Consider the following 23,545-nt stretch of genomic DNA (forward strand, 5'->3'; position numbering starts at 1 on the left):
CGGTGCACCTCGCGTCGGCCTTCGATACGGTGTGGTCCTGGGCATTGAGATGAATACGCATTCGGTCGAGAGCCGCTTCATACTGATCGTTTCCAGCGCTCTCCTGCTGTTGATCGCCCCGCTATTCGCGCTTTTCTTCTATCTCTCGAACGAGCGCGCCTATCGCGACGTCATTGACCATGGCCAGGTCCTGCTCAAGGCCAACTCGCTGGCGCTCGGCAAGCCGCTCTGGGATTTCGACGAGGAAAGCGTCCGGCAGATCGCCGGCACGATCCTCGCGGACCGTTCCGTGGTCTCGGTCCGGGTCCACGAGGTCGCCGGCGGGCTCGACGTCAGGCTGCCGGAGCGCTCCCGCGACAGGGATCCGCCCGGTGAGATCCTGTCCACCGCCGTCCATTACCGCTCGGTCGATGGCACCAAGACGGTCGGCAGCCTGGAAATCGCGCTGCGCCAGCGCGACCTGCGCTCCGATTTCGAGTTCGACGATGCCGTCTATGTCGGCATCTTTCTATTTGCGATCGTGATCATCACCGCGGCGGCCATCCTGGGCAACCGTCTGATGGTGACGCGGCCGCTGCTCCGCCTGACGCACGCCATCGAGGCGACGCGCCGGCTCGGGTCCCGCCATATGGTCGACTGGGTATCGGCGGACGAAATGGGCATGCTGGCCGCCAACTTCAACGAGATGCAGGCGCGCCTCGCCCAGGAGGAAAACGATCTCAAACGCGCCCATCAGAAGACGACACGCCTCTACAACCTCACGCCGGCGAAGCTCTATTCCATCGACGACGACGATCGCCTGACGGCGGTCAGCGACTATTGGCTGCTCGCCACCGGCTACGATCGCGAAAGTGTCATCGGCCACACCTTCGCCGATTTTCTCGACCCGGCGACGCGGCCCGCCTACGAAAACCGCAAACGCCAGGCGAGTGAAGACGTGCAAGGCGCCTCAGTCACCGTCAAGTTCAGATGCGCCGACGGACGGCTGATCGACGTGCTGATCAAGGAGGTGCAGGCCCTTGAGGCGGGCGACACGCTGTCGCTGGCCGTCATGACCGATGTCACGGAATTGAAAACCGCCGAACAGCGCAACCATGTGCAGGCGATCACCGATCATCTGACCGGCCTCCTCAACCGCCCCGGCTTCGAGACGGCGCTCGACGCGGCGATCCGCCAGGCGGCCGCGGACGGCGGAGAACTCGCCTGCCTGCTGATCGACCTCGACCGCTTCAAGCCGATCAACGACAATCTCGGCCATGCCGCCGGCGACGAGGTGCTGCGCCAGATCGCCTGCCGCATCCGCGCGCAACTGCGCGGCAAGGACAAGGTCGGGCGCCTCGGCGGCGACGAATTCGTCGTGCTGATCTCCGCACCGAAGGCTGAGAACGCCGCGCTGCAGATCTCCGAGCGCATCGCCGCCGCCTGCGCTGAGCCGGTCGTCGTCGACGGCAACGCGCTATCGCTGAGTGCCAGCATCGGCATCGCGCTCTATCCGGCTCAGGCGAAGAGCGCCGCCGAGCTGCTGCAGAAGTCGGACATGGCGATGTATGCCCGCAAGCACAATGGCAAGAACGGCGCGAAACTCTTCGATCCGCTGATCGCGAGCCTTGCGCAGGAAAGACTGAAGATCGAGACCTATATCGAGGACGGGCTCAGGCAGGACTGGTTCGACGTCCATCTGCAGCCGATCGTCGACCTCAAACTCGGGAAGGTCGCCGGCTTCGAAGCGCTGATGCGCCTCAACCATCCGGAACACGGCGTCCTGCCGCCGGCGGACATCATTCGGGTCGCCGAAGAAACCGGCGCGATTCTGCGGATCGGCGAGCGCATATTCGAAAAGGCCGTGGCCCATCTCGCCCGCCTTTCCTCCATTCCGGGCCTGGAAACCAGCTATCTGGCGGTCAATTTCTCGCCGCTGCAATTCTCCCCGAGACTGCCGGCCGCCGCAGGTTCCATACTGATGAAATGGGGGATTCCGCCCACCCGCATCGTCGTCGAGATCACCGAAGCGGTGCTGATGCATCACAGCCCCGACATTCGCGACGTCCTCGGCGCGCTGAGCGGCGCCGGGATGAGAATCGCTCTCGACGATTTCGGTACCGGCTATTCCTCGCTCAGCTATCTCGTCCATTTCCCGGTCAGCATCATCAAGATCGACCAGGCCTTCACCCGCTCGCTGACCGATGACAGTGACACCGTCCGCCGGCGGGTGCGAAAGCTCATTGCCGGCATTCAAATGGTCGCCAAGGAACTGAATTGCCAGGTCGTCGCCGAAGGCATCGAGACCGACGAGCAGCTGAACACGCTCCTTTCCATGGACGTGAACTGCGGGCAAGGATATTTCCTCGGGCGTCCCCAGCCCGTCGCCGACATTCTTTCCGGACACCAAACAGGGCACCGGCTGCTGCTCGCCGTGCCAGGGAACTGACGATGAAACAGATCTTTTTCCTGATGACCCTTCTCTTTCCGCTCGCCGCCCAGTCGGCGGACGTGAAATTCGTCACCGAATCCTACCCACCCTTTAATTTCCGCGAAGGCGAGGTCTACAAGGGCGCTTCGGTCGAGCAGGTCCGTCTTCTCATGGACGATGCAGGCCTGAAATACACGATGGAGATGATGCCCTGGGCCCGGGCGCTCTTCCTGGCCGAGAGCCAGGAGATGCATTGCGTCTTCACCACCGTCCACAACAAGGAGCGCCACGGCCGCTTCAAATGGGTCGAGCCTCTCCTGAAAAGCCGCACGGTGCTGATCCGCAAGTCCGGCTCGCCCGTCGATCCGAAGACGCTCGACGAGGCGAAAGCCTTCAAGGTCGGCACCCAACGCGACGACTTCACCCAGACGATCCTCGAGGAAAACGGCTTCCCGCGCATTGATCTCGCCACCGACCTGGAACTCACGCTCAAGAAGCTGCTCACCGGCCGCATCGACCTGATGCCGATCTCGGAGAAATATTTCGATAAGCTGAAGCGCGACGGAGCGCCGATCGAATCGACGGTCGTCCTTGCCGAGGACATCTACTCCATCGCCTGCAATCCCTCCGTACCGGACGAACTGATCGGCCGCATGCAGAAGGGCCTCGACAAGGTCATCGCCGACGGCACCCAGGCGCGCCTGTTCGAGAAATACGGGCTGGCAAGCGAAGAGCAGAAGTAGACCGCTATTGCACGTCCACTGACACAGGCGCGTGGGTTGCAGTAAGGCAGGGCTCTCCTCTCCCCTCATTCCTGTGCTCGTCACAGGAATCCCAGCCCATGCCTTTGGGCTGAAAGACTCTTCCGCGTCGCGGACGCGGCACTGCTGGATCCCTGTGACAAGCAGGGATGACGGCAAAAACGTGGTCCGCCGGCGGCTAGCCTTGTATGATCCGCGAAGGCTACACACTCGGAAAGAGGCAGGGACAGATGTCCCGTGTCCTGATCATCATCGGCCTCGTCATCGTGGCCGTCGGCATCCTCTGGCCCTGGCTGACGCGCATCGGCTTCAGCAGGTTGCCGGGCGACATTCTGATCGTGCGCGAAAATTTCTCGATCTATATCCCGATCACGAGCGGCCTCATCGTCAGCATCCTGCTCACCGCTATCCTCTGGCTGGCTAACCGCTAGACGCTTGCCGGCAATCGGCTGTGAACGGAAGGGAACGAATTGGGTTTCGACAGGTTAGTTGCTGGAGTGATAACACCCTGAAACACAAGGGAGCTTTTTCATGAGCGACCCACTCTACACGAGTCCCGCAACGGCGCCTGCCGAGTCCTTGGTTGCCATAGCGCCCAGCAAGCTCGATTGGGCGGCAATATTCGCCGGCGTCGCCCTGGCACTGGCAGTCCAGCTTCTCCTCAACCTGCTCGGCGTCGGCCTCGGCGCGGCGGCCTTCGATCCCGGCAGCGGCGACAATCCCGGTCCCGGCACCTTCTCGATCGCGAGCGGCATCTGGTTCGCTCTTTCCGGCATCATTTCGGCCTTTGCCGGCGGCTATCTGGCCAGCCGGCTGTCGGGGCGGTCCGGCACGACGACCGGGGCCTATCACGGGCTGACGACCTGGGCGGTGACCACCCTGATCGTCGTCTATCTGCTGACGACCTCGGTCGGCGCGCTGCTTGGGGGCGCACTGAGCGGCCTCTCCTCGGTGGTCGGCGGCGCCGGGCGCACCGTTGCGACGGTTGCCACGACGGCGGCACCAGCGCTTTCAGGGGCGGACGATCCCTTCGCCGACATCGAGGGGCAGATCCGCGAGACGATCGGCGGCGATGATCCGGCTGCCATGCGCGATGCGGCCGTTGCGTCGATCCGCGCCCTCGTCACCGGCGACGAGACACAGGCGGAGGAAGCCCGCAACCGTGCTGCCGATGCCCTTGCGCGGGCCCAGAACATCCCGCCGGATCAGGCCCGCGCCCGCGTCCAGGAATACGAGCAGACCTACCGTTCGGCCGTCGAGGATGCGCGGAGGAAGGCCTCCGATGCGGCGGACACGGCCGCGACCGTCGTCTCCAGCGGCGCATTTCTCGGCTTCTTCTCGCTGCTGCTCGGCGCCGCCGCCGCCTGGCTCGGTGGCTGGTACGGCACGCGTCGCCTGGACGGGCTGACGGACGTCTCGTGATCGGGGTAAGCCGGTCCTCAGCTTGCCCCCCGGCATCGATCCGAGGGGCGGGCTGAAGCAAGGCCCGATACGCTAATCATTGCTGCGGCGGTCGCAGGCACCCCCCTCTGCCCTGCCGGACATCTCCCCCAAAGGTGGGGAGATCAGCAAGTGGGAACCTCCCGCCATCGATAACCAATGCATGCGCTTGCAGGTGCCTTGAGTTCGGCATAGGCGGGCTAGCGGCGTTTCCAGCCAATCTCCCTCCTTGTGGGGGAGATGCCCCGTCACACCTTCCCCCAGATCTCCCGTTCCCACCAGATTCCGCTTTAACAGGCCATTCAGACGATCGCTCGATCCCAGCCTCCGTAATGTTCCTCGCTGCGCGTTCCGCGCGGCAGGCTGAGGGCGATCAGGCCAAGGCCGAGCAAGAAATCCGCGACGCTTGCAACCATGCCGCCGCCCGAAAGCACGAACGGCGAGGCGGCCACCCAGGCGCCGAGCGCGACATTGAGGAAACGTACCGGACGCGCCACCTCGGCCATTGCCGTGACGGCGACCAGGATGACGAGGCAGCCGACCACATGATCGCTGTAATAGAGCGGCGGAGAGCTGCCGAAGATCAGCGGCGTCGTCATCAGCATCGCGCCGAGACCCACGCCTGCTACCAGCGTCCACGGGAAGTTCACCCCGCCGGTAATGAACTCCTTGATGAGCTCGGAGGCCGGTCGGTCGAGATCGGGCGCCGGCGACTGGTTTTCTGACAGGGCGGGGCCGCCCATCCAGAAGGTGCGCCAGAACGGCTCGCCAGCCTTTGTCGCCCGCCAGAGATATTGAACGGCCGCCAGCACCTCGTCGATCGAATAGGGGATCAGCACCACGGTGACCGCCGCTTGGACGATGCAGAGCGTGCAGAGCGCGCCGATCAGCGGCGGCTGGATGATGATGAAAGAGACGCTGACCACGCCAAGCGGGATAATCAGCAGGCCGAAGAGCAGCACCATCCATGGCATCGTGCGCCAGCGGCGCCGGTCGCCGATCGCGCCGGCGAGGATGTCGAGCCCATAGGCAAAGGCGCCGAAGCCGGCGTCGGCGATCGGGAAGCCCTTCGAGACCCAGGACGTCACCACCGCTTCGCTGCCGTTGCGGACGGGAGCTCCGCCCGCGCCGAAAAACGGGTCCCAAAGGCCATCGATATGCCCCATCTGATAGGCGGCGAGGTAGCGTGAGACGAACAGGCCGACGAAGGCAAGCGCGACGATGGGAATGCGCTGCGTGAAGGCGGAAGGCGAATAGCTCCAGCCGAGCGGTCGGTCGTCATCCGCCGCCAGCGCCCGGCTGCTGATGCCGGGCGTTGGCGGGATCATCACGGCGAGGACCGGGATCAGCAGCCCGACCAGCGTGTCGATGCCATAGGCGGCAGCGCTGGTGGTCCAGAAGACGAGTGGCGCCAGCATGATCCAGACGCCGAGTGCGGCGGTGATCCATTGTGTCCAGGACCAGCGGCGATACATCCCGAGTAGCGCAAAGAAAACGACCAGCAGTCCTGACATTATCTCGCTGATGCCAAGCCGCGCATTGCGGATAGCTGCCGCCGCGATCTCGTGCCCGAGGGCGGGCGGTGACGGAACGGTGACGGGATCGAAAAGGCCGAGCGTCATCGGCGAGGCGACGAGCCACAGACCCAGCGCGACATTCGCCATCGGCGCCCAGAGGGTGAAAAGCCGCTGCCGCTCGACGGCGGCCTCGACCTCAGCGTGACTGCGCTCCAGCGGCCTATCGAGCCTTCGTTTCGCCTGCTCGATCTCTGGCTCCGACGCGGCGACGGTGGAGGGCTCGAGCTTGTTTTTCTTGTACCAGTCAGTCGGGTCACGCTTGAGCCGCCGGATCATCTCCGGCAGCGTGCGGGAGAGGCGGTGTTTCGGCTCCCAGCCGATGAGGTTGCGGGCGCGGGATATGTCGATCTCGAAATGGTCGTCGGAGTTCTCGATCATCCACGGCCTGATGTCGCTCTCCTGATCGAGCACCTCCGTCTGCACCCATGACCCGGTCTTGGCGAGCCCCTTGGGGAGCACGAAGGTGCGCCAGTCCTCGCCGTGGAGAAGCCGGCCGATGCTCTTCTGCAATTCCCCATAGGAAAGCGTTTCCTCCTCGCCGATCAGCATCACGCTTTCGGCGGGCAATTCGCAGCGCCGGTCGACGGTGCGCACGACGGCCTCGACCAAGTCGTCCTTGTGGAGATAGGGCTGCCCCGCCCGAAGATCGCCGGTGAACAGATAGGCGGTCGGCAGCCGCTCGAAGATGCGGGCGATCTGCTGGGCGATGAAGGTGGCCCTGCAATCCTCGTCATAAACGCCGGCAAGCCTGAGGATCACCGTCTTGATCTGCCCGCGCTCCCCAGCGATCACAGCTTCCGTCTCGGCCTTCGACTGTGGATAGGCCCAGGAAGGCTCGAGAGGCGCATCCTCGTTGATCCTTGCGCCCTTCGCCGGGCTCGGCGCGTGTACCAGCAGCGTGCTGGAAAAGACGAACTGCTCGGTCTCCAGTTCCTTCAGCGCCGCAAGCAGCCGGCGCGTCCCCTGGACGTTGACCGCGTCATATTTCGGGTCGGTCTTGCCGGTCGTATCGTAATAGGCGGCGAGGTGGATCACCGAGGCGACGCGGCCGCCGCTCCGCTTGCCGATTTCCTGTACGGCCTTCCTGATGCTGTCGTCGGAGGTGAGGTCTATCTCGATCGTCTCGAGACGGTCCGCCGCGCCTTTCGGGGCTGCCACGTCCAGGCCGATGACGCGGTAGCGATCCTTGAGGCCGTGAGCGATCGCCTGTCCGAGAAAGCCACTCGAGCCAGTGATGAGAACGGTCGGTCGATCTGTCTCGTTCGGCATTCTTGAAACCTTCGCGGGAGTTTCGTTGCAAACGTCCCTTCGATGGGGAAGGTTCCGATTGCGGCGGTCCGGGCCGCTCGACGTACCTCACATGCCTGAAGCCGATCGCCGATCGCCCGCGGGCGGCGCGCAGTCCTCTGGGCGCTCGGCACAACTCACCTGCGAGGCGAAGGCGGCGTCTGCAGCCGCAGGCAGCCGGCGGCTGCCCTTCGGGAACAAGAGCCGCTTTCGGCAATTGTTGCAGGAGATTGACCTTGCCCTTTTCGAGCGAACGCCCCCACCCCCGCCTTCGCTCCGTTACAGGAGTTCAGCAATGAGAATTGCCCAGATCGCCCCGCTTGCAGAACGTGTTCCGCCGAAGCTTTACGGCGGAACGGAGCGGATTGTTCATTGCCTTACCGAAGAACTCGTCAGGCTTGGCCACGACGTCACGCTCTTTGCGAGCGGCGACTCGCTCACCTCCGCCGAGTTGGTGCCCTGCTCGGAGGTCGCCCTCAGGCTCAACCCCGACGTGACCGATTTCCTTCCCCATCACGTCGTCATGCTCGAGGAGGTGCGCCGCCGCGCGCAGGAGTTCGACGTCCTGCACTTCCATATCGATTTGCTGCATTTTCCCCTTGTCAGGGATTTCGCCGACCGCACCGTGACGACGCTGCACACGCGCCTCGATTTATCCGATCTCCAGCCCTTCTATCGGCTGTTCACCGATATACCCCTCGTCTCCATATCCGACGACCAACGCCGGCCCATCCCGCCGGTGAACTGGAGGGGCACCGTCTATCATGGCCTCGACGCCGCGGTGCTGCCGTTCACCGAGAAGCCGGCCGGCAACTACCTGGCCTTTTTGGGCAGGATCTCACCCGAGAAGGGCCCGGAGAGGGCCATCGAGATCGCCACCCGGGCCGGCATGCCGCTGAAGATCGCGGCAAAGGTCGACAAGGCGGATCGCGCCTACTGGGAACGTGTGGTCGAGCCGATGGTGGCAAGCCATGCCAATGTCGAGTTCATCGGCGAGATCGACGAACGCCGGAAGCCGGAGTTCCTGGGCAATGCCGCGGCCCTTCTCTTCCCGATCAACTGGCCGGAGCCCTTCGGCTTGGTGATGATTGAGGCCATGGCCTGCGGCACGCCGGTGCTCGGCTTCCGCTACGGCTCCGCCCCGGAAGTCATCGAAGACGGCCTGTCGGGAATTCTCGTCGACTGGGTGGAGGACGCCGTCGCGAGGATGGACGAGGTCCTGAGCCTCGACCGGCGGAGGGTGCGGGGAGCGTTCGAGCGCCGCTTCACGGCGGAGCGGATGACGCGCGACTATCTGGAAATCTACCGCAATCTTCCCGGCGTCCGGAGCGACGCGCCGCGCGCGGCGGCGGGCGATCGGATCGGCCTCGAGGTCGCCCACCAACCCTGGCGAAGCGCGGTCGAAAGCGCTTCGCCGCTCGCCGAGGCCGGCACGAGCCGAGGGGCGATCCCGGTGGTCCTCGATGGCCCCAAGACCCTTGGAACGGAAGAGCCCCGCGGCGGGCGGCCCGGTCAGTAAGATTTCTTGAGGTGCGAGGATGCGGCCGCCTGTTGGCCGCCCTTCTCCGCCTGCCGCAACGCTTGGTACTCGGCAACCGCCGCCAGACCGGCATCGCGCAGCAGCGCCACGTCGTGGGGCCCGGCGATGATGCGATAGCCGCGGTCGATCAGTTCGCCGACGGAGGCACCGGCGTTCGGCACCGTGCCCATGATCTTGCCTGAGGCGAGGATCGCCATCTCGGCTCGGGCAACCAGTTCGCGCACCTCCGGATGGCCGGTCTGCTCGAGGCGGCCGATCGAGCCAGCGAGATCGTTGACGCCGATGAAGATGATGTCGGCGCCCTCAGTCGCCGCGATCGCCTCGGCGTTGTCGACCGCCGTGAAGGACTCGATCTGCACGGCGATCAGCATGTTGTCGTTGGCCTTGTGGATATAGCCGGGCTCCAGCCCGAAGGTTGAGGCGCGCACCACACCGGCCGCATAGCCGCGGATCCCTTGCGGCGGATAGCGGCAAGCGCGGACCGCCGCAAGTGCGGCTTCCGCCGTGTCGACCGAGGGGATCATCACCGACTGCACGCCGGCGTCGAGCACCCGCTTCAAAAAGACATGATCGTTCCAGGGGACCCGCACCAGCGCCGGTGAGGGCGTCGTTTCGATGGCGCGGAGCGTGTCGATGATCTCGCTGGTCTCGCCGACGCCATGCTCATGATCGACGAGAAGGAAGTCGAAGCCGGCATGGCCGAGGATTTCCGCATTGGTCGGCGAGCCGCCGCCGACCCAGCATCCGAACGCGACGTGACCGGCGGAAAGGTGGGCCTTCAGGCGGTTTGGTGTGTACATGGACAGAGAGCCTCGAATTATTCGGAAGGGACAGCATGGGGCGCGCCTTCACGCCCCATGCGATGGCAGGAGTTCAATTGGCGGAGCGCACCCGCTCGATCGTCTCGTTGAGCGCCTTGACGAGGTCCGGATTGGCGGAGGCGGCGAATTTCTCCGCGACCGGCTTGGTCTTCTCGCGGAAGCGGGCGATTTCCTGTGGCGGCAGCTTGGTGACCGTCATGCCCGAGGCGGCAAGCGCGTCGACCGCCTTCTGGTCGGCATTGCGGGAGAGCTGGCGCTGGAAGGCGGCAGCCTCGGTGGCGGCGGCCTGCAACAGATCCTTCTCCTCCTGGTCGAGCTTTTCCCAGAGCGGCTTCGAGAACAGCAGCACCATCGGATTATAGGTGTGGCGCGTCAGCGTGATGTACTTCTGCACCTCGTTAAGCTTGGCCGTCAGAATGCTCGGCGCCGGGTTTTCCTGGCCGTCCACCGTGCCGGTCTCGAGCGCCGTATAGACTTCCGGGAACGGCATCGGCACCGCATTGGCGCCGAGCGCCTGGAACATTTCCAGGTAGATCGGCGACTGCACGACGCGGATCTTCAGTCCCTCGATGTCGTCGACCTTCTCGACGGGGCGGCGGCTGTTGGTGAGGTTGCGGAAGCCGAGCTCCCAATAGGCGAGCACGACGAGGTTCTTGTCGTCGAGTTCCTTGGCGAAGGTCTTGCCAACCTCGCCGTCCATCACCGCGTCGGCTTCCTTGGTCGATTCGAACAGGAAGGGCAGGTCGAGGATGGCGAAGTCGGGCGCAAGGCTTGCCATCAGGCCGGCATTCATCACGGACATCTGCAGGAGCCCGCCTTGCAGCGCCGTCACCGACTGGAGGTCCCCGCCGAGCATGCCGGCCGGGAAGACCTTGACGTCGATCTTGCCGCCGCTCTTTTCCTTGACGATCTCGGCGAACTTGCGCTGGCCGATGACGAGCGGCGAGCCTTCGGCGCCGGCGCTGGCGAAGCGGATGGTCTGCTCGTTGATCTCGGCGCTTGCCGAGAGCGGCGCGACGGATGCCAGCATCAGGCCGGTCATCAAGGCCATCAAAGTCTTACGCATGTCGTTTCCTCCTTGAATAAAATGCGATTTTCTGGAATTCAGCGTCCCAGCCAGGCGGCGGGCCAAGTGACGAGTTCGGGGAAGGCGATCATCAGCCCCAGCACGACGAGCTGGGCGACCATGAAGGGCGTGACGCCGCGGATCACCGTTTCCATGTTGAGACGGGAGACGCCGGCGACGACGTTCAGCACCGTGCCGACCGGCGGGGTGACGAGGCCGATGGAATTGTTGATGATGAACAGCACGCCGAAATAGATCGGGTCGATGCCGGCTGCCTGCACCACCGGCACCAGCACCGGCGCGAGGATCAGGATGGTCGGAGCCATGTCCATCGCCGTGCCGACGATGACGACGAGGATCATGATCGCCAGCATCAGCAGCTTCGGGCTGTCCATCAAGGGCGACAGGAGCTCGATTACCTGCCCCGGCAGGTCGGCGATGGTGATGAGCCAGGCCGAGACGAGGGCGGCCGCTACGAGGAAGATGACGACGCTCGTGACCTTGGCGGAGGAGACGAAGACGGCATAGAGCTGGGAGAGGCTGAGCTCGCGGTAGATGCAGGTGGCGACCAGGATCGAATAGACGGCAGCGACGACGGCGGCCTCGGTCGGGGTGAAGAGGCCGAATTTCAGGCCGAAGATGATGATCACCGGCAGGCCCAGCGCCCAGAGGCTTTCGCGCAGCGCCTTCAGCCGCTCCGCACCGCTGGCGCGCGGCCGGAGTTCGATCTCCTCCTTGCGCACCATAAGCCACCAGGCGACCGCAAGCCCGACGCCGATCATCAGGCCCGGCGCGATGCCGGCCATGAAGAGCTTCGAGATCGACAGGTTGGCGGTGACGCCGAACAGGATGAAGGCGATCGACGGCGGGATGATCGGTCCGATGACCGAGGCCGAGGCGACAAGGCCGGCGGAGCGCGCCTTGTCGTGACCGGCCTTGACCATCATCGGCACGAGCAGCGCGCCGAGCGCAGCCGCATCGGCGACCGCCGAGCCGGAGAGCGCCGAGAGCACGCAAGCGGCGATGATCGCCACATAGCCGAGCCCGCCGCGCACATGCCCGACCAGCGCCAGCGCCAGCGCCACGATTCGCTTCGACAGCCCGCCGGCATTCATCACCTCTCCCGCCAGCATGAAGAAGGGCACGGCGAGCAGCGTGAAGCTGTCCGTGCCGCCGACGAGGTTCTGCGCGAGGATCTGCGGATCAAACATGGCGAGCTGCACCATCAGCGCCACGCCGCAGATCAGTAGCGCATAGGCAATCGGCATCCCGATCGCCATGGCGGCGAGAAGGGCGGTGATGAAGACCAGAATTGTCATCGCGGACCAACCTTTACCGCCTATTGCTCGGGGATCACGTCCCTCCGATTGCGGCTACAGACCTTCGGAAGCGCCAGCGCCGGCGCGTGTTGAAACGGCTACGGGCGAACCCTCAGCGCGGCGGCACGCTGCCGGGCGGCAATTGCGCGATGTCGAAATCCTCTTCCGATTCCTTGACGCCGATCAGTTCCTCGTCGCTGATCCGGCCGGTGAGCGAACGCAGCAGCGAGAGGCAGAACCAGGCGGCCGCGAAACCCGTGAAGATCAGCACCGGCACGAAGAACCAGGCTTGCGAGATGCCCATGACGGGCGTCGTCATGCCGAGATTGATGCCGAACTGCTGCCAGGTGCCGGAGAAGACCAGCCAGGTCGTATAGAGCATCAGCAGGTTGGAGAGGACGAAGCAGAGGAGCCGGCCCTTGCGGGAGAGCCGGCGGATGAGCGTATCGACGCCGAGATGCGCCTGCTCGAACAGCGTCACCGCGGCGCCGAGAAAGACCACCCAGACAAACAGCAGGCGCGACAGCTCTTCCGACACGGAAATACCGGTGTTGAAGGCATAGCGCAGCACGACATTGCCGAAGACGAGAACCAGCATCGCCGCCAGACAAAGGGCCAGCAGGAACTCCACGGGGTTCAGCAGGAATTTGCGGATCGCGAACAAGATGGCTCCTCCTCCGATGAAGGCTCTCCCGGCCATGCGCCTCCGCACATCACCGCCTCCGGACAGCCGATCAGAATGTAAGCGCTTACATAGCACTTTCAGACGGCCTGTCAAATGGAAAGTAAATGGGTTGGAAAAGGGCATGTAACCGTATACATAGCTAATCGATTGAGGAGAGATCGATTCCCATGGGACGTGGAGGAAGAGAGCGGAACGGACACACGGGCGCCCGGGCTCTCGACGTTGCGGCGCTGGCGGGCGTTTCAACCGCCACGGTGTCCCGCGCCTTCAATGCGCCGGAAAAGGTCGCGCCGGACATCCGCGAAAAGGTGCTGAAGGCCGCGGCCGAGCTTGGCTGGATGCCGCATCCGGCCGGCGCGGCGCTCGCCAGCCGCCGCACCTGGCTCGCCGGGGTGCTCATTCCGACCCTCGACAACGACGTCTTTGCTTCGCAGGTCGGCGCCCTGCAGACGCGCCTGTCCGCAGACGGCGTTACGGTGCTGATCGGCTGTTCGAACTACAACGCCGACCAGGCCGCCAACCAGGTCCGCACCATGCTGGCGCGCGGCGTGGAGGCGCTGGCCGTCGTCGGCGAGTCACACCGCCCCGGCCTGTTCGAAACGATCGCGGCGCGCGGCGTCCCCTATGTGGTCACCTATTCACATCGGCCCGGCTCCCCTCACCCGAGCGTCGGCTTCGACAACGCCGCCGCCTTCCGGCGGATCGCCCGCCACCTGCTCGAGCTCGGCCATCGCGATTTCGCGCTGATCCATCAGCCGTCGATCGACAACGACCGGGTCGTGGCGCGCGTCGAAGGCCTGCGCGCGGCACTCGCGGAGGAAGGCGTGGCGCTCAGGCCGCAGCATGTGCGCGAGGGGCCGGCGAGCATCGCCTTCGGCCGCGAGAGCCTGCGCTCGATCATGGAAGCGGCGGGTCCACGGCCGACGGCGGTCGTCTGCGGCAACGACGCGCTGGCGATCGGCGCGCTCATAGAGGCGCGCGCGCTCGGCATGAGCGTGCCGGAAGAGCTCTCCATCACGGGGTTCGACGACGTGGCGATGGCAGAACAGACCGATCCGCCGCTCACGACGATGCGCGTCGACAATGCCGAAATCGGCCGGCGGGCTGCGGACTATCTGCTCGCCTGCCTTGCCGGCCGGCAGCCGCCGCCGCCGCCGCCGCTCGAAAGCCGCCTGATTCTCCGGGCATCGACCGGCGTCCCTGCCCGTTCCGCCGCTTGACCATCCCCCCAAAACGAATGCCCGCATGACCCACGCTACACTTTTCGATGCCGCCGATCTCGCCCACCGCTTTGCAACCGCAAAGGACCGCATCGCGGCCGCAGAGTTACCGGTGCCGGCGACCATTGCCGAGGCTATCGCCGTGCAGGTCGCGTTCGTCGCGCCCGAGGACGGCGTCGCGGGATACAAGGTGGCCCGCTCGCCCGAAGGCATGAGCGTCGCCGGCCGTCTCTCGCCGATCGCGGCCCACGCCGACGCCGAGCCGGCTACCTTTCGCTGGCGCAACGGCCTGCGTGTCGAAGCGGAGATCGGCTTCCGCCTTGCCGCGGGCTTGCCGCCCCGGGAAGCCGGCTATAGCCGGGACGCGGTGATCGCCGCCATCGGCTCCATCCATCTCGGCGTCGAGGTGCTCGACAGCCGCATCGAGGAGGGCGGCAAGGCGCCATTCCTGCTCTTCCTCGCCGACCGGCTCGGCAATGCGGGCTATGCGTTCGGGCCCGAGCTGCCGCGCGAATTTCTCGACGGCGCGGAGGGGCGGCCGCTGGAAGTGAGCCTCGACGGAGCCCCGCTGTTCGCAGGCGAGGCCCACCACCCGGCAAGCGATGTGCTCGCCTGGCTGGTCGGCTGGGCAAATGAGACAGAAAGGGCGGAAGACACGCTTTCCGCCGGGGAGATCGTCACTACCGGCAGTCTCTGCGGCGCCCTCGATGTCGCAGCACCCGGCCGCATCGACGTGAGGCTCGACGGCAGATGGAGTCTGGCGGTTCGGTTCGAATAGCGAAAAGCCGGACCTCGGGAACGACGAAATAGCACCCCTCTGCCCTGCCGGGCATCTCTCCCCACAAGGGGCCCACAAGGGGAGAGATCGGCGAGTGGCAACGCCTCGCTCAAACCAATTCGGTGACTTCAGCGTTCACGAGCTTGGTGTCGGGCAGGGCCTCGCCTTTGTCCAATTTCCCTCCTTGTGGGGGAGATGCCCGGCAGGGCAGAGGGGTATACCACTTGGGCAGTTCGGCGCGGCTCCCTCCCTCTCAGAACTCCTGCCATTCCTCCGCCACGGCGGCGTTTCCGCGGAAGGACTGCGCCACCTTGGCGACCATCTGGCGCGCCGGTGAAGCAGCCGTGCCTCCGCTTGCAGCCGGCGCTGGGCGCTTTGATGCGGCGCCGGCGCCGATGTCGAACTGGCGCAAGAGCTGGAACAGCGCGTCCGCCTCCTTGGCAAGACCATGGGCGGCGGCTGTCGCTTCCTCGACCATCGCCGCGTTCTTCTGCGTCCCCTGGTCCATGGTGTTGACCGCCGTGCTGATCTCCTTCAAGCCTGTTGCCTGTTCCCTGGAGGCCTCGACGATCGCCCCGACATTGCCGTCGACCTGCTGGACCTGCTCGACGATTTCCTCGAGCGCCTTGCCGGTTTCGCCGACGAGGGCGACGCCGTTCTTGACGTGGTCATTCGAGGTGTTGATCAGTTCCTTGATCTCCTTGGCGGCCTTGGCGGAACGCTGCGCCAATTCGCGCACTTCCTGGGCGACGACGGCAAAGCCCTTGCCGGCCTCGCCGGCTCGCGCCGCCTCGACGCCGGCATTCAGCGCGAGAAGGTTGGTCTGGAAGGCGATCTCGTCGATGACGCCGATGATATTGCCGATCTCGACTGCCGAGGTTTCGATCTTGCCCATGGCGCCGACCGCGTCGCGCACGACGCGTCCGGAGCGCTCCGCATTGTCCTTCGTCTTGCGAACGAGCTGGCCCGCCACCTGGGCACGATTGCTGGAGTCGGCGACCGTTGTGGTGATCTCGTCGAGCGCCGCCGCCGTCTCCTCGACGGAAGCCGCCTGCTGTTCTGTCCGCTTGGCGAGATCGTCGGAGGCCGAGCGTATCTCCTGGGCGCCGGCTGCGATCGCGCTTGCATTCTCGGCAACCGCCTGCATCGCCTGGCGCAGCTTTTCGACCGCTCCGTTGAAGTCGAGCCTCAGCTTGTCGAGCGACGGAATGAACGGCGTGTCGATCCGCTGGGTGAGGTCGCCCGAGGCGAGATTCTGCAGTGCGGCGGCGAGCTGATGGACGGCCTGGCCGGTCTGCTCCGCCAAGGCATTGCGCTGCTTTGCATCCTCTTCAAGCCGCTGGCGCTCCGTCATCGTGCGCGTCGTCTCCGCATTCGCCTCGCGTTCCGCCTTTGCGGAGATCGCATCCCTGAGCGCCGCAACAGCACGCGCCAGCATGCCGATCTCGTCGCGGCGTGCTTCGAGGTGACGATCCCCCGTCAGGTCGCCCTCGGCCATCGCCTTCAACGACAGCTGCAGCCTGGACAGCGGTCCGATGATCGAGCGCGCCGACAGCGCCGCAGCGATGATCGAAAGCAGGGCAGCGATACCCAGCGCCGTAAATGCCAGTGATTCGAACCCGCTCACGGCATCGCGCACGTGGCTGCCGATCGATTTGTTCAGCGCCTCCTGATAGTCGATGAACTTGTTGATGGCGCCGAGCCAGGCGTCGAACAGGGGGCGGGCCTGCTCCAGCAGGATCCTGCGCGCGCCGTCGCCATTTCCCTTCTCCTGGAAGGCGATGATGTCGGCGACGAGCGGATTGGTCTTCGCTTGAATGTCGGCGATTTCGGCCAGAATGGTTTTTTCCTGATCGCTCGCGCCGGCAGCGATCATCTCGGCCATCCGCTTCTCGTTCTCGGCATAGGTGGCGGCGAGCTTTTCGATCAGCGCCACCGCTTTCCTGCGCTCCTCTTCGGAGGTCACCAGAGTGACGTCGCGGATGGCGATTGCCCGATCATGAACGCTACCGCGATAGTTGATCGCAAAGCGTTGCTTGGCACTGTTCACGTCGTTGATGGTAGCGAGATTGCCATTGATCTCTTCGACCTGAACGGCCGAATAGATGGTCAAGCCGACCATCATGAGAAGCAGGAAGCCGAAGCCGACGGCGAGGCGCGCGCCAATCCCGAAGCTCTTGAAATAGCTCATCGATGTTTCCTCGTCCCTTTAACGCAATTGCCGCGCCTCGACCGCTTTCTGGCTGGACCGTTCGCTTGCGTCCTTCAGAATCAACGTATCAAGGAGGCGCGAGCGGGCGCATGCCGCAGCCCGCGTCAAAACCGTCCCAATGCAGTGAAAACCAGTCCCAGCGGCGGCTTGCGCCGCGAAGGCCACCCGCCCTCATGGCGGTTGAGACGAGCGTACATCGCTTCGCTTTGCCTCAAGAAATGGCACCTGTTGGTTGCGAAATCGTGAATAATTAGCTTTGCTATAAAAGTAATTTCTAAAATTTGATAATCAGGCCGCCTGGCCGGCCGCGAGCAGGCGGACGAGCATCACCCCGGCGAGCAAGCCGAGAAGTGAAAAGATCACGGAAGAAGCGGCGTAGATTGCCGCGGCGGCCCACTCGCCGCGCTCATAAAGGCCGATCGTGTCGAGCGAGAAGCTTGAAAAGGTGGTGAATCCGCCGAGCACGCCGGTCGCCAGGAACAGCCGCACATCCTGAGGCAGATGGACGCGCAAGGCGAAATACTCGGCGATGAGCCCCATGGCGAAGGAGCCGGCGACGTTGACCGCCAGGGTGCCAAAGGGAAAGGCGGCACCGAGGAGCTGCGCGGCAAGCTGGTTGACGCCATGGCGCATGGCGCCGCCCAATCCGGCGCCAAGGAATACCAACAGATAGGCCATTGCCGTCCTCTTTCCTCTCGCGGCCCGAAGTTCGGGACGATAGGACGGAGAGCCGCCGCCGGCAATCGCCGAAGCGGCGATGTCCGCTGTGGCATCGGAGGCCGCCTCTAAGCGCAGCCCATCCGTTTCAGATCGGAGCACTGGACCTATCCACTTTCTGCATCGGCCTGTCCACTTTCCGCTGCCAACTGCCCGAGCCGCACCGTATTTAAGCGTTTGTTTACTCAGGAACGCTTGGGTGGTGATTGCGATAGTAATCGCCTCCACAACCGCCGGGCGGTGTCCGACAGGTTCCTGGGTGGCGATTCATAGGGGCGACCGGTGTATCCGTTCGCTCCAGCGGGATGAGCCCGCGGGATTTCCAAGACGCATGATTTTCGAGGAGATGCTGGCCGCGCTCGGCACGGAGCGCGGAAGGAAAGTCGCGCGCTCGTTCCCCGCCGCCAACGTCACCGGACGATCCTCCCCATCGTCCGGCCGGCGAACCGGGAGCAAGGGGGGCGATCCCGGCCAAATCTCGACCAACGGAGACCTCGGTCTCTCGAATACAGTTCAGAGGTAGTGATAGTGAAACGACCAAGCGTGAAATTGTCCCTGATCGGCTCGATTGCCGGCATGGTGCTGACAACCGCCGCCATCTCCTGGGTATCGATCAGTTCCCTCTCCGACATTGACGCCAAGAGCGACGAGATCGTCGACAACTGGCTGCCGAGCGTCGAGCGATCCAAGGAGATCGATACCGCTCTCTCCGACCTGAAGGTAGCCTTTAATCGCCATGTCCTGGCGGCCACGGAGGATGAAGAACATGCGGCAGAAACCGCGATTGAGGCGGAAAAGACTCGCTTTTTCAGGTCGATAGACGACTACGCGGCGCTCGTGGCCGAGGCAGACGAACAGACCGAACTCGCGAAGATCAAGAATACGGCCAGCCAGCTGATCCACGCGAGCCGCCGGATGATCGTTGCCTCGGCCGCAGCCAAGGACGATGAGGCCAAGCAGATCATTTCCAAGGAAATGGCGCCGCGCTTCAGCGATGTTGCCAAGTCGATCGACGTGATCGTCGGCCTCAACAATGAGGGCGCCGCCCGTTCCGGTGCGGAAATTCAGAAGCTGCTCGAAAATACGCTGAAGCTTATCTCCATCCTCTGCGCTGCCGCGGTCGCTGCCGGCGCCGGCGTTATCGCCTTTGCCGTCTTCGGCATCGCCAATCCGATCACCCGCATCACCGGCGCGATGCGCAATCTCGCCTCCGGCGACGCAAAGTCGCCGATCCCCTTTGCCGGCCGCGACGACGAGATCGGCGCGATGGCCGAGGCCGTCGAAGTGTTCCGTCAGAATGCACTTGCCAATGCGCGTCTCGAAGAGGAGGACACCCTGGCGCTCAACGCCGGCGTCGAGGCGGCGCGCGCCGGTGACGCCGGCAAGGGCTTCGCGGTCGTTGCCCAGGAGGTGCGCGAGCTCGCGCAGCGCTCGGCGCAAGCCGCCAAGGAGATCAAGGGACTGATCCAGAACTCGACGACCGAGGTCGAAAGCGGCGTCAGACTGGTGCGCGATACCGGCGAGGCGCTGAACGTGATCGGCGGCTTCATCGGCCAGATCAACAGCCACATGAACGCGATCGCCGTCTCCGCCAAGGAGCAGTCCACCGGGCTTGCCGAGATCAACACCGCGGTCAATTCGATGGACCAGAGCACCCAGCAGAATGCCGCGATGGTCGAGCAGTCGACCGCTGCGGCTTCGAGCCTCGCTTTGGAGGCGGCGAAGCTCCGCGACCTGGTCGCCCGCTTCAAGCTCGAAGGGGCCTCCGGCCCGCGCGCCGGCGAGGCGGCGAAGCCGGTCGCTTCACCCGCCCGTGCGCTCGGCGGCCGCATCGCCCGCGCGTTCGCCGGCAAGACGGCAACGGCGGCGGCCGTCGACGAGTGGGAGGAGTTCTGAGCCTCGAAGACTTGGGACGACGCCGTCCCGCGCCGCCTCGATTTCTGCCGGAAGCAGGAGATTTGCGGCGCCCGATCACATCTCTCCCCAGTTCCCGGGGCGAGGGCCAGGGATAGGGCCGAAGCTTTCGCGCCCATTCATACATACGGAGCCATAGCCAGTGTCGAATATCGCTGTTTTCCCCCGCAGCAATCCCGAGGACCGCCTCCGCATGGTCGATATGGAAAGCGCCAGCCTGTTCGCGGTCGCCGCCCAGCTTGACCGCGTCCTGGCGGAATTGTCGCGCGAAGGCTTACGGCCTGCCGGCGAACAACTGCCAAATACCGGAACCTGATCGCGGTAAAGGCGGAGGAGGAACAAGGTGCGAGCGGAGCGGGCTGACGAGATGACTGGACGATCGAAACCGCTGAGCAGGCCTCGGCAATCGGTGGAGACATACATTCGGTCGATCGGCCGGCACTACGTGAATGCCGTCATTGTGATGACGCTGCTGATCGCCGCCACCTATCTGACCATGCTTGTCGCCCTTGACCGTCATTCGCTGCAGCAGAAGATCAGCTTCCTGACCAGCAACCAGTTCATCCGCTTCCAGCAGCTCGCCAACCAGACGCGGGCGCTGATGCGGGCTTCGGCCGACCCCAACCTGCCGGAATACATCATCAGTCCGATGCGCGACGACATCCATCGGGCGATAGGCGATATCCGGGCAATGAGCGGAGAATTGCACGCGCTGGACCAAAGCATCGGCGGCAATCTCCTTGAGCGCTTCAATCCGCGCGACGAGATTGCGGTGCAATTGCGTCGCGATCTCAATGGCCGGCTCGAGGACTTTCTCGAGCGGGCGGTGCGCATTGCCGATACCAGCAACGAGGACCGGCGGCAGCGCTACTCCTTCTGGGGCCCGATCGACTTCGCCGTAGCCTCCGACAGCATGCTGATGCGCCAGTTTTCCGACCTGATCCGCCACGCCCATGACCGCAGCGGCGTCAGCATCGACAACGCCAAGCTGATCGGCACGGGGCTGCTGGCGCTGATCGCGGCCACCGTCATTCTGGCGAGCGTCCTTCTGTTCAGCCCGCTCCTCAAGAAGCTGCGCAACGAGCATCGCCTGACAATGGCTTTCGAGCAGCGGCTGACGCTTCTGGCCCACACCGACGCTCTCACCGGTCTCAACAACCGCTCGTCCTTCAATACCGCTCTCAGCAATCTCTTTGGCGAGCTGGAAAGGACAGGGGCCGGCTTCTCCATGCTGCTTCTCGATCTCGACCGGTTTAAAGCCATCAATGACGGCCTCGGCCATCCCGCGGGCGATGCGGTGCTGCGTCACGTCGCCCGCACCCTGCAGAAGACCTTGCGCGCAAGCGATGTGATCGCCCGGCTCGGCGGCGACGAATTCGCCGTGCTGCTGCCAGGGATCGGCGAGGCTGCCGCACTCGAAGCGGTCGCCGAACGGGCGATCGAGGCGATCGCCGCAGACTTTGCCTTCGAAGGACGCAACCTGCAGGTCTCGGCCAGCATCGGCGGCGCCATCGTGCCCGATCACGCCTCGGACGAGGCCGGATTGATGCGCATCGTCGACCTCGCTCTCTATACGGCGAAGGCCGGGCGCAACACCACGGTCATATTCGACGAAGCGGCGCTGGCCCGGCGGCTAGAGCAGAACCAGCTCTCTCTCGCCCTTGTGCTTGCCGCCGACCGCAATGAATTCGTCGTGCACTACCAGCCGAAGGTCGACCTCATGACCGGTGCCCATCTGGGCTTCGAGGCGCTGGTGCGCTGGCAGCATCCGGAGCTGGGGCTTTTGCCGCCCGGCCGTTTCCTGCCCCTGATGGAAGGAACGCAGCTCATCCGCGGCATGACCCGCGCAGTTGTCGCCGCCGTCGGCCGCGACCTCAAGGCCTGGAGGGCGGCCGGGCTCGCTCCCGGTCCCGTGTCGATCAACCTGCCCGAGGTCCTGCTCGTCGGCGAGGAAGGTTACGCGTTCTTCGCCGCCGCAGTTCGTGAAAACGGCCTGGAATGGCAGGATTTCGCGGTGGAGATCACCGAGGACGTCTTCCTCAATCGCTCGGCCGGCCAGATTCTTGCAACGGTGGCGCGCTTCCGTCAGCACGGCCTGTCGATCTCGCTCGACGACTTCGGCACCGGTTTCGCCTCGCTCGTGCACTTACGCGATTTCCCCTTCGACGAGTTGAAGATCGACCGAAGCTTCGTCGACGGCATAGGCAAGGACGCCCGCAGCGAGCAGATCATCCGCGCCATGATCCAACTTGCCCGGAACCTCGGCAAGCGCTGCGTCGCCGAGGGGATCGAGACGGAAGCGCAACGACGCTTCCTGATCGAGGCCGGCTGCGACATCGGCCAGGGATACCATTTCGCCCGGCCCGAGCCAGCCGCCCTCGCCGGCGCGCGGCTGCCGCAACGGGCCGCCGCCGACCGGCGCCCGGCGTCGAAGGCTTCGGCAGCGCTGCGGCGGATCGCCCGGCGGTGACTATCGTAAGTTGGAGGAGATGATGAGACGAAAAATCAAAACGGCCTGCCTGGCCGCGGCGCTGCTGCTGCTGGCAAGCTCCCAGCCACCTGCAGCCGCCGATCAGCGCGGCGCAGTCGATGTCGTGCATTTCTGGATTTCGCAGAGCGAGGCGGCGGCACTGGACGTGTTGCGCAAGGCATGGGCCGATGCCGGCCACCAATGGATCGACCTGCCGGCGGAAAACAAGGTGGCCGTCCAGAGGATCGTCAGCGATCGCATCGCCAACGGCTATGCGCCCGCCGTCATGCAATGGAATGCGAACGAGGGTTCACGCGAGCTGCCGGAAATGGGTATCGTGCTTGACATCGACGAGGTCGCCAGGGCCGATGACTGGCGCCGCGTCCTACCGGCAACCGTGCTCGAGCGCATCACCTACAAGGACAAGGTGTTCTTTGCGCCGACCAACGTCCACGCGGAAAACTGGCTCTGGACCAGCGAGCCCATCTTCCGCCAACTCGGCCTGAAGGCTCCCGAGACATGGGACGAAATCTTCGCCGCCGCCGAAAAGATCAAGGCGGCGGGCCACCTGCCCGTCGCGCTGGGCGACGGTCCCTGGGAAATCTCCCTCGTCTTCAACGGCATCATGTATTCCAAGCTCGGCGCCGACGGCTATGCCCGGATCATCCGCGGCGACCCGGCGCTGGTTAGCGATCCGCGCATGACCGACTCGCTCGACATGCTGCGACGCCTCTCCCGCTATGCGGAACCGGCCGCAGCGCGCCGGCGCAAGACCTGGGCCGACGCCACCGCCGCAGTCGGTGGCGGCAAGGCGGGCATGCAGTTTATGGGCGACTGGGCGAAGGGCGAGCTGGTGGCCCGTGGCTACTCTGTCGACAAGGATTTCGGCTGCAGCCTGATGCCCGGCACGGAGATCGCCTATTTCATGGTCATCGACGCTTTCGCCTTTCCGCTGACCAACCGCGAAGACGCCGCCGACGCGCAGCGCGCCTTCGCGCGCATGGTGCTCGATCGCGACAACCAAGTGGCCTTCAGCCGTCTCAAGGGCTCCCTGCCGGTGCGCACTGACGTCGATCCCAGCGGGCTCGACCGCTGCGGCCGGCTCGGCCTCGAGAAGATCGTCCAGAACAGCGGCGTCAGCGCCCAGTCGATGGCCATGCCGACGCAGATGTCGGAGGGCTGGATCGGCGTGCTGGCGGAATTCTTCAACGACGAAAGCATGTCGACCAAAACTGCCCAGCGCCGCCTCTACGACATCGTCAAGCGGCAGTGAGGAGCACCAAACTTAATCGCTTGTTTCCACGGCGCCTGAAAATTACCAATAGGCT

Annotated in this window: 18 protein-coding genes; 11 read left to right on the forward strand and 7 right to left on the reverse strand. The window is 64.7% G+C overall.

Going from position 1 to position 23,545, the window contains the following annotated elements; genetic code table 11:
• Positions 1-49 precede the first annotated feature (49 nt).
• The 4 genes from CO656_RS20405 (at position 50) to CO656_RS20420 (ending at position 4,593) form a co-directional block, all read left to right on the forward strand.
• On the forward strand, positions 50-2,428 hold the full coding sequence (locus CO656_RS20405; RefSeq protein ID WP_097527029.1) for a bifunctional diguanylate cyclase/phosphodiesterase: 2,379 nt from the start codon (positions 50-52) through the stop codon (positions 2,426-2,428).
• 2 nt (positions 2,429-2,430) lie between these two features.
• The gene (locus CO656_RS20410) at positions 2,431-3,153 is read left to right on the forward strand and encodes a transporter substrate-binding domain-containing protein (RefSeq protein ID WP_037421232.1); all 723 of its coding nucleotides are present in this window, start codon (positions 2,431-2,433) and stop codon (positions 3,151-3,153) included.
• A 248-nt stretch (positions 3,154-3,401) separates the two neighbouring features.
• Complete coding sequence (locus CO656_RS20415) at positions 3,402-3,602, forward strand: DUF2905 domain-containing protein (protein WP_097527030.1); 201 nt, start codon at positions 3,402-3,404, stop codon at positions 3,600-3,602.
• Positions 3,603-3,702: 100 nt separating this feature from the next.
• Complete coding sequence (locus tag CO656_RS20420; RefSeq protein ID WP_037421234.1) at positions 3,703-4,593, forward strand: hypothetical protein; 891 nt, start codon at positions 3,703-3,705, stop codon at positions 4,591-4,593.
• A 320-nt stretch (positions 4,594-4,913) separates the two neighbouring features.
• Here the strand turns inward: CO656_RS20420 and CO656_RS20425 are convergent, their stop codons facing one another.
• Complete coding sequence (locus CO656_RS20425; protein ID WP_097526919.1) at positions 4,914-7,457, reverse strand: NAD-dependent epimerase/dehydratase family protein; 2,544 nt, start codon at positions 7,455-7,457, stop codon at positions 4,914-4,916.
• Positions 7,458-7,770: 313 nt separating this feature from the next.
• Here CO656_RS20425 and CO656_RS20430 point away from each other — a divergent pair, with 313 nt between their 5' ends.
• Complete coding sequence (locus CO656_RS20430; RefSeq protein WP_097526920.1) at positions 7,771-8,994, forward strand: glycosyltransferase family 4 protein; 1,224 nt, start codon at positions 7,771-7,773, stop codon at positions 8,992-8,994.
• Here the strand turns inward: CO656_RS20430 and CO656_RS20435 are convergent.
• The 4 genes from CO656_RS20435 to CO656_RS20450 all read right to left on the reverse strand — a co-directional run bounded on the left by CO656_RS20435 (position 8,988) and on the right by CO656_RS20450 (position 12,885).
• A complete protein-coding gene (locus CO656_RS20435; RefSeq protein ID WP_097526921.1) occupies positions 8,988-9,815 on the reverse strand; it encodes an aldolase/citrate lyase family protein in 828 nt (275 codons plus the stop codon). The two genes, CO656_RS20430 and CO656_RS20435, sit on opposite strands and share 7 nt — an antisense overlap.
• Positions 9,816-9,888: 73 nt before the next feature.
• Positions 9,889-10,902 carry a TRAP transporter substrate-binding protein gene (locus tag CO656_RS20440; RefSeq protein WP_097526922.1) on the reverse strand — a complete coding sequence of 338 codons (1,014 nt, stop codon included), beginning with the start codon at positions 10,900-10,902 and terminating at the stop codon, positions 9,889-9,891.
• Between the two features lie 38 nt (positions 10,903-10,940).
• Entirely contained in the window at positions 10,941-12,221 is a 1,281-nt protein-coding gene (locus CO656_RS20445) for a TRAP transporter large permease subunit (protein ID WP_037421249.1), read from the reverse strand.
• Positions 12,222-12,333: 112 nt separating this feature from the next.
• Complete coding sequence (locus tag CO656_RS20450; RefSeq protein ID WP_037421252.1) at positions 12,334-12,885, reverse strand: TRAP transporter small permease; 552 nt, start codon at positions 12,883-12,885, stop codon at positions 12,334-12,336.
• Between the two features lie 188 nt (positions 12,886-13,073).
• On the opposite strand from CO656_RS20450, the gene CO656_RS20455 reads away from it, so the two are divergent.
• The gene (locus CO656_RS20455; protein ID WP_097526923.1) at positions 13,074-14,126 is read left to right on the forward strand and encodes a substrate-binding domain-containing protein; all 1,053 of its coding nucleotides are present in this window, start codon (positions 13,074-13,076) and stop codon (positions 14,124-14,126) included.
• A 25-nt stretch (positions 14,127-14,151) separates the two neighbouring features.
• Entirely contained in the window at positions 14,152-14,904 is a 753-nt protein-coding gene (locus CO656_RS20460; RefSeq protein WP_097526924.1) for a hydratase, read from the forward strand.
• A 253-nt stretch (positions 14,905-15,157) separates the two neighbouring features.
• Here the strand turns inward: CO656_RS20460 and CO656_RS20465 are convergent, their stop codons facing one another.
• Both CO656_RS20465 and crcB read right to left on the reverse strand, forming a co-directional pair.
• On the reverse strand, positions 15,158-17,095 hold the full coding sequence (locus CO656_RS20465) for a methyl-accepting chemotaxis protein (protein ID WP_097526925.1): 1,938 nt from the start codon (positions 17,093-17,095) through the stop codon (positions 15,158-15,160).
• Positions 17,096-17,404: 309 nt separating this feature from the next.
• A complete protein-coding gene (gene crcB, locus CO656_RS20470; RefSeq protein WP_097526926.1) occupies positions 17,405-17,794 on the reverse strand; it encodes a fluoride efflux transporter CrcB in 390 nt (129 codons plus the stop codon).
• A gap of 582 nt (positions 17,795-18,376) precedes the next feature.
• Here crcB and CO656_RS31270 point away from each other — a divergent pair.
• From CO656_RS31270 to CO656_RS20495, 4 genes are all read left to right on the forward strand, one after another.
• Complete coding sequence (locus CO656_RS31270) at positions 18,377-19,729, forward strand: methyl-accepting chemotaxis protein (RefSeq protein ID WP_272938871.1); 1,353 nt, start codon at positions 18,377-18,379, stop codon at positions 19,727-19,729.
• A 211-nt stretch (positions 19,730-19,940) separates the two neighbouring features.
• Entirely contained in the window at positions 19,941-20,063 is a 123-nt protein-coding gene (locus CO656_RS31275; protein WP_272938872.1) for a hypothetical protein, read from the forward strand.
• A 51-nt stretch (positions 20,064-20,114) separates the two neighbouring features.
• A complete protein-coding gene (locus CO656_RS20490) occupies positions 20,115-22,217 on the forward strand; it encodes an EAL domain-containing protein (RefSeq protein ID WP_097526929.1) in 2,103 nt (700 codons plus the stop codon).
• A 22-nt stretch (positions 22,218-22,239) separates the two neighbouring features.
• The gene (locus CO656_RS20495; protein WP_097527032.1) at positions 22,240-23,490 is read left to right on the forward strand and encodes an ABC transporter substrate-binding protein; all 1,251 of its coding nucleotides are present in this window, start codon (positions 22,240-22,242) and stop codon (positions 23,488-23,490) included.
• The last annotated feature ends 55 nt before the right edge of the window (positions 23,491-23,545 follow it).

This window comes from Sinorhizobium sp. FG01, from assembly GCF_002531875.1.
GTDB classification, from domain to species: domain Bacteria; phylum Pseudomonadota; class Alphaproteobacteria; order Rhizobiales; family Rhizobiaceae; genus Sinorhizobium; species Sinorhizobium fredii_C.

Excerpts from the sequence above, each read along its gene's own strand:
- CO656_RS20420 (WP_037421234.1), top strand. The coding sequence starts at position 3,703 with ATGAGCGACCCACTCTACACGAGTCCCGCAACGGCGCCTGCCGAGTCC.
- CO656_RS20425 (WP_097526919.1), bottom strand. The coding sequence starts at position 7,457 with ATGCCGAACGAGACAGATCGACCGACCGTTCTCATCACTGGCTCGAGT.
- CO656_RS20495 (WP_097527032.1), top strand. The coding sequence starts at position 22,240 with ATGAGACGAAAAATCAAAACGGCCTGCCTGGCCGCGGCGCTGCTGCTG.
- CO656_RS20440 (WP_097526922.1), bottom strand. The coding sequence starts at position 10,902 with ATGCGTAAGACTTTGATGGCCTTGATGACCGGCCTGATGCTGGCATCC.
- CO656_RS20465 (WP_097526925.1), bottom strand. The coding sequence starts at position 17,095 with ATGAGCTATTTCAAGAGCTTCGGGATTGGCGCGCGCCTCGCCGTCGGC.
- CO656_RS20410 (WP_037421232.1), top strand. The coding sequence starts at position 2,431 with ATGAAACAGATCTTTTTCCTGATGACCCTTCTCTTTCCGCTCGCCGCC.
- CO656_RS20405 (WP_097527029.1), top strand. The coding sequence starts at position 50 with ATGAATACGCATTCGGTCGAGAGCCGCTTCATACTGATCGTTTCCAGC.
- CO656_RS20415 (WP_097527030.1), top strand. The coding sequence starts at position 3,402 with ATGTCCCGTGTCCTGATCATCATCGGCCTCGTCATCGTGGCCGTCGGC.
- CO656_RS20455 (WP_097526923.1), top strand. The coding sequence starts at position 13,074 with ATGGGACGTGGAGGAAGAGAGCGGAACGGACACACGGGCGCCCGGGCT.
- CO656_RS31275 (WP_272938872.1), top strand. The coding sequence starts at position 19,941 with ATGGTCGATATGGAAAGCGCCAGCCTGTTCGCGGTCGCCGCCCAGCTT.
- CO656_RS20430 (WP_097526920.1), top strand. The coding sequence starts at position 7,771 with ATGAGAATTGCCCAGATCGCCCCGCTTGCAGAACGTGTTCCGCCGAAG.
- CO656_RS20445 (WP_037421249.1), bottom strand. The coding sequence starts at position 12,221 with ATGACAATTCTGGTCTTCATCACCGCCCTTCTCGCCGCCATGGCGATC.
- CO656_RS20460 (WP_097526924.1), top strand. The coding sequence starts at position 14,152 with ATGACCCACGCTACACTTTTCGATGCCGCCGATCTCGCCCACCGCTTT.
- CO656_RS20490 (WP_097526929.1), top strand. The coding sequence starts at position 20,115 with ATGACTGGACGATCGAAACCGCTGAGCAGGCCTCGGCAATCGGTGGAG.
- crcB (WP_097526926.1), bottom strand. The coding sequence starts at position 17,794 with ATGGCCTATCTGTTGGTATTCCTTGGCGCCGGATTGGGCGGCGCCATG.
- CO656_RS20435 (WP_097526921.1), bottom strand. The coding sequence starts at position 9,815 with ATGTACACACCAAACCGCCTGAAGGCCCACCTTTCCGCCGGTCACGTC.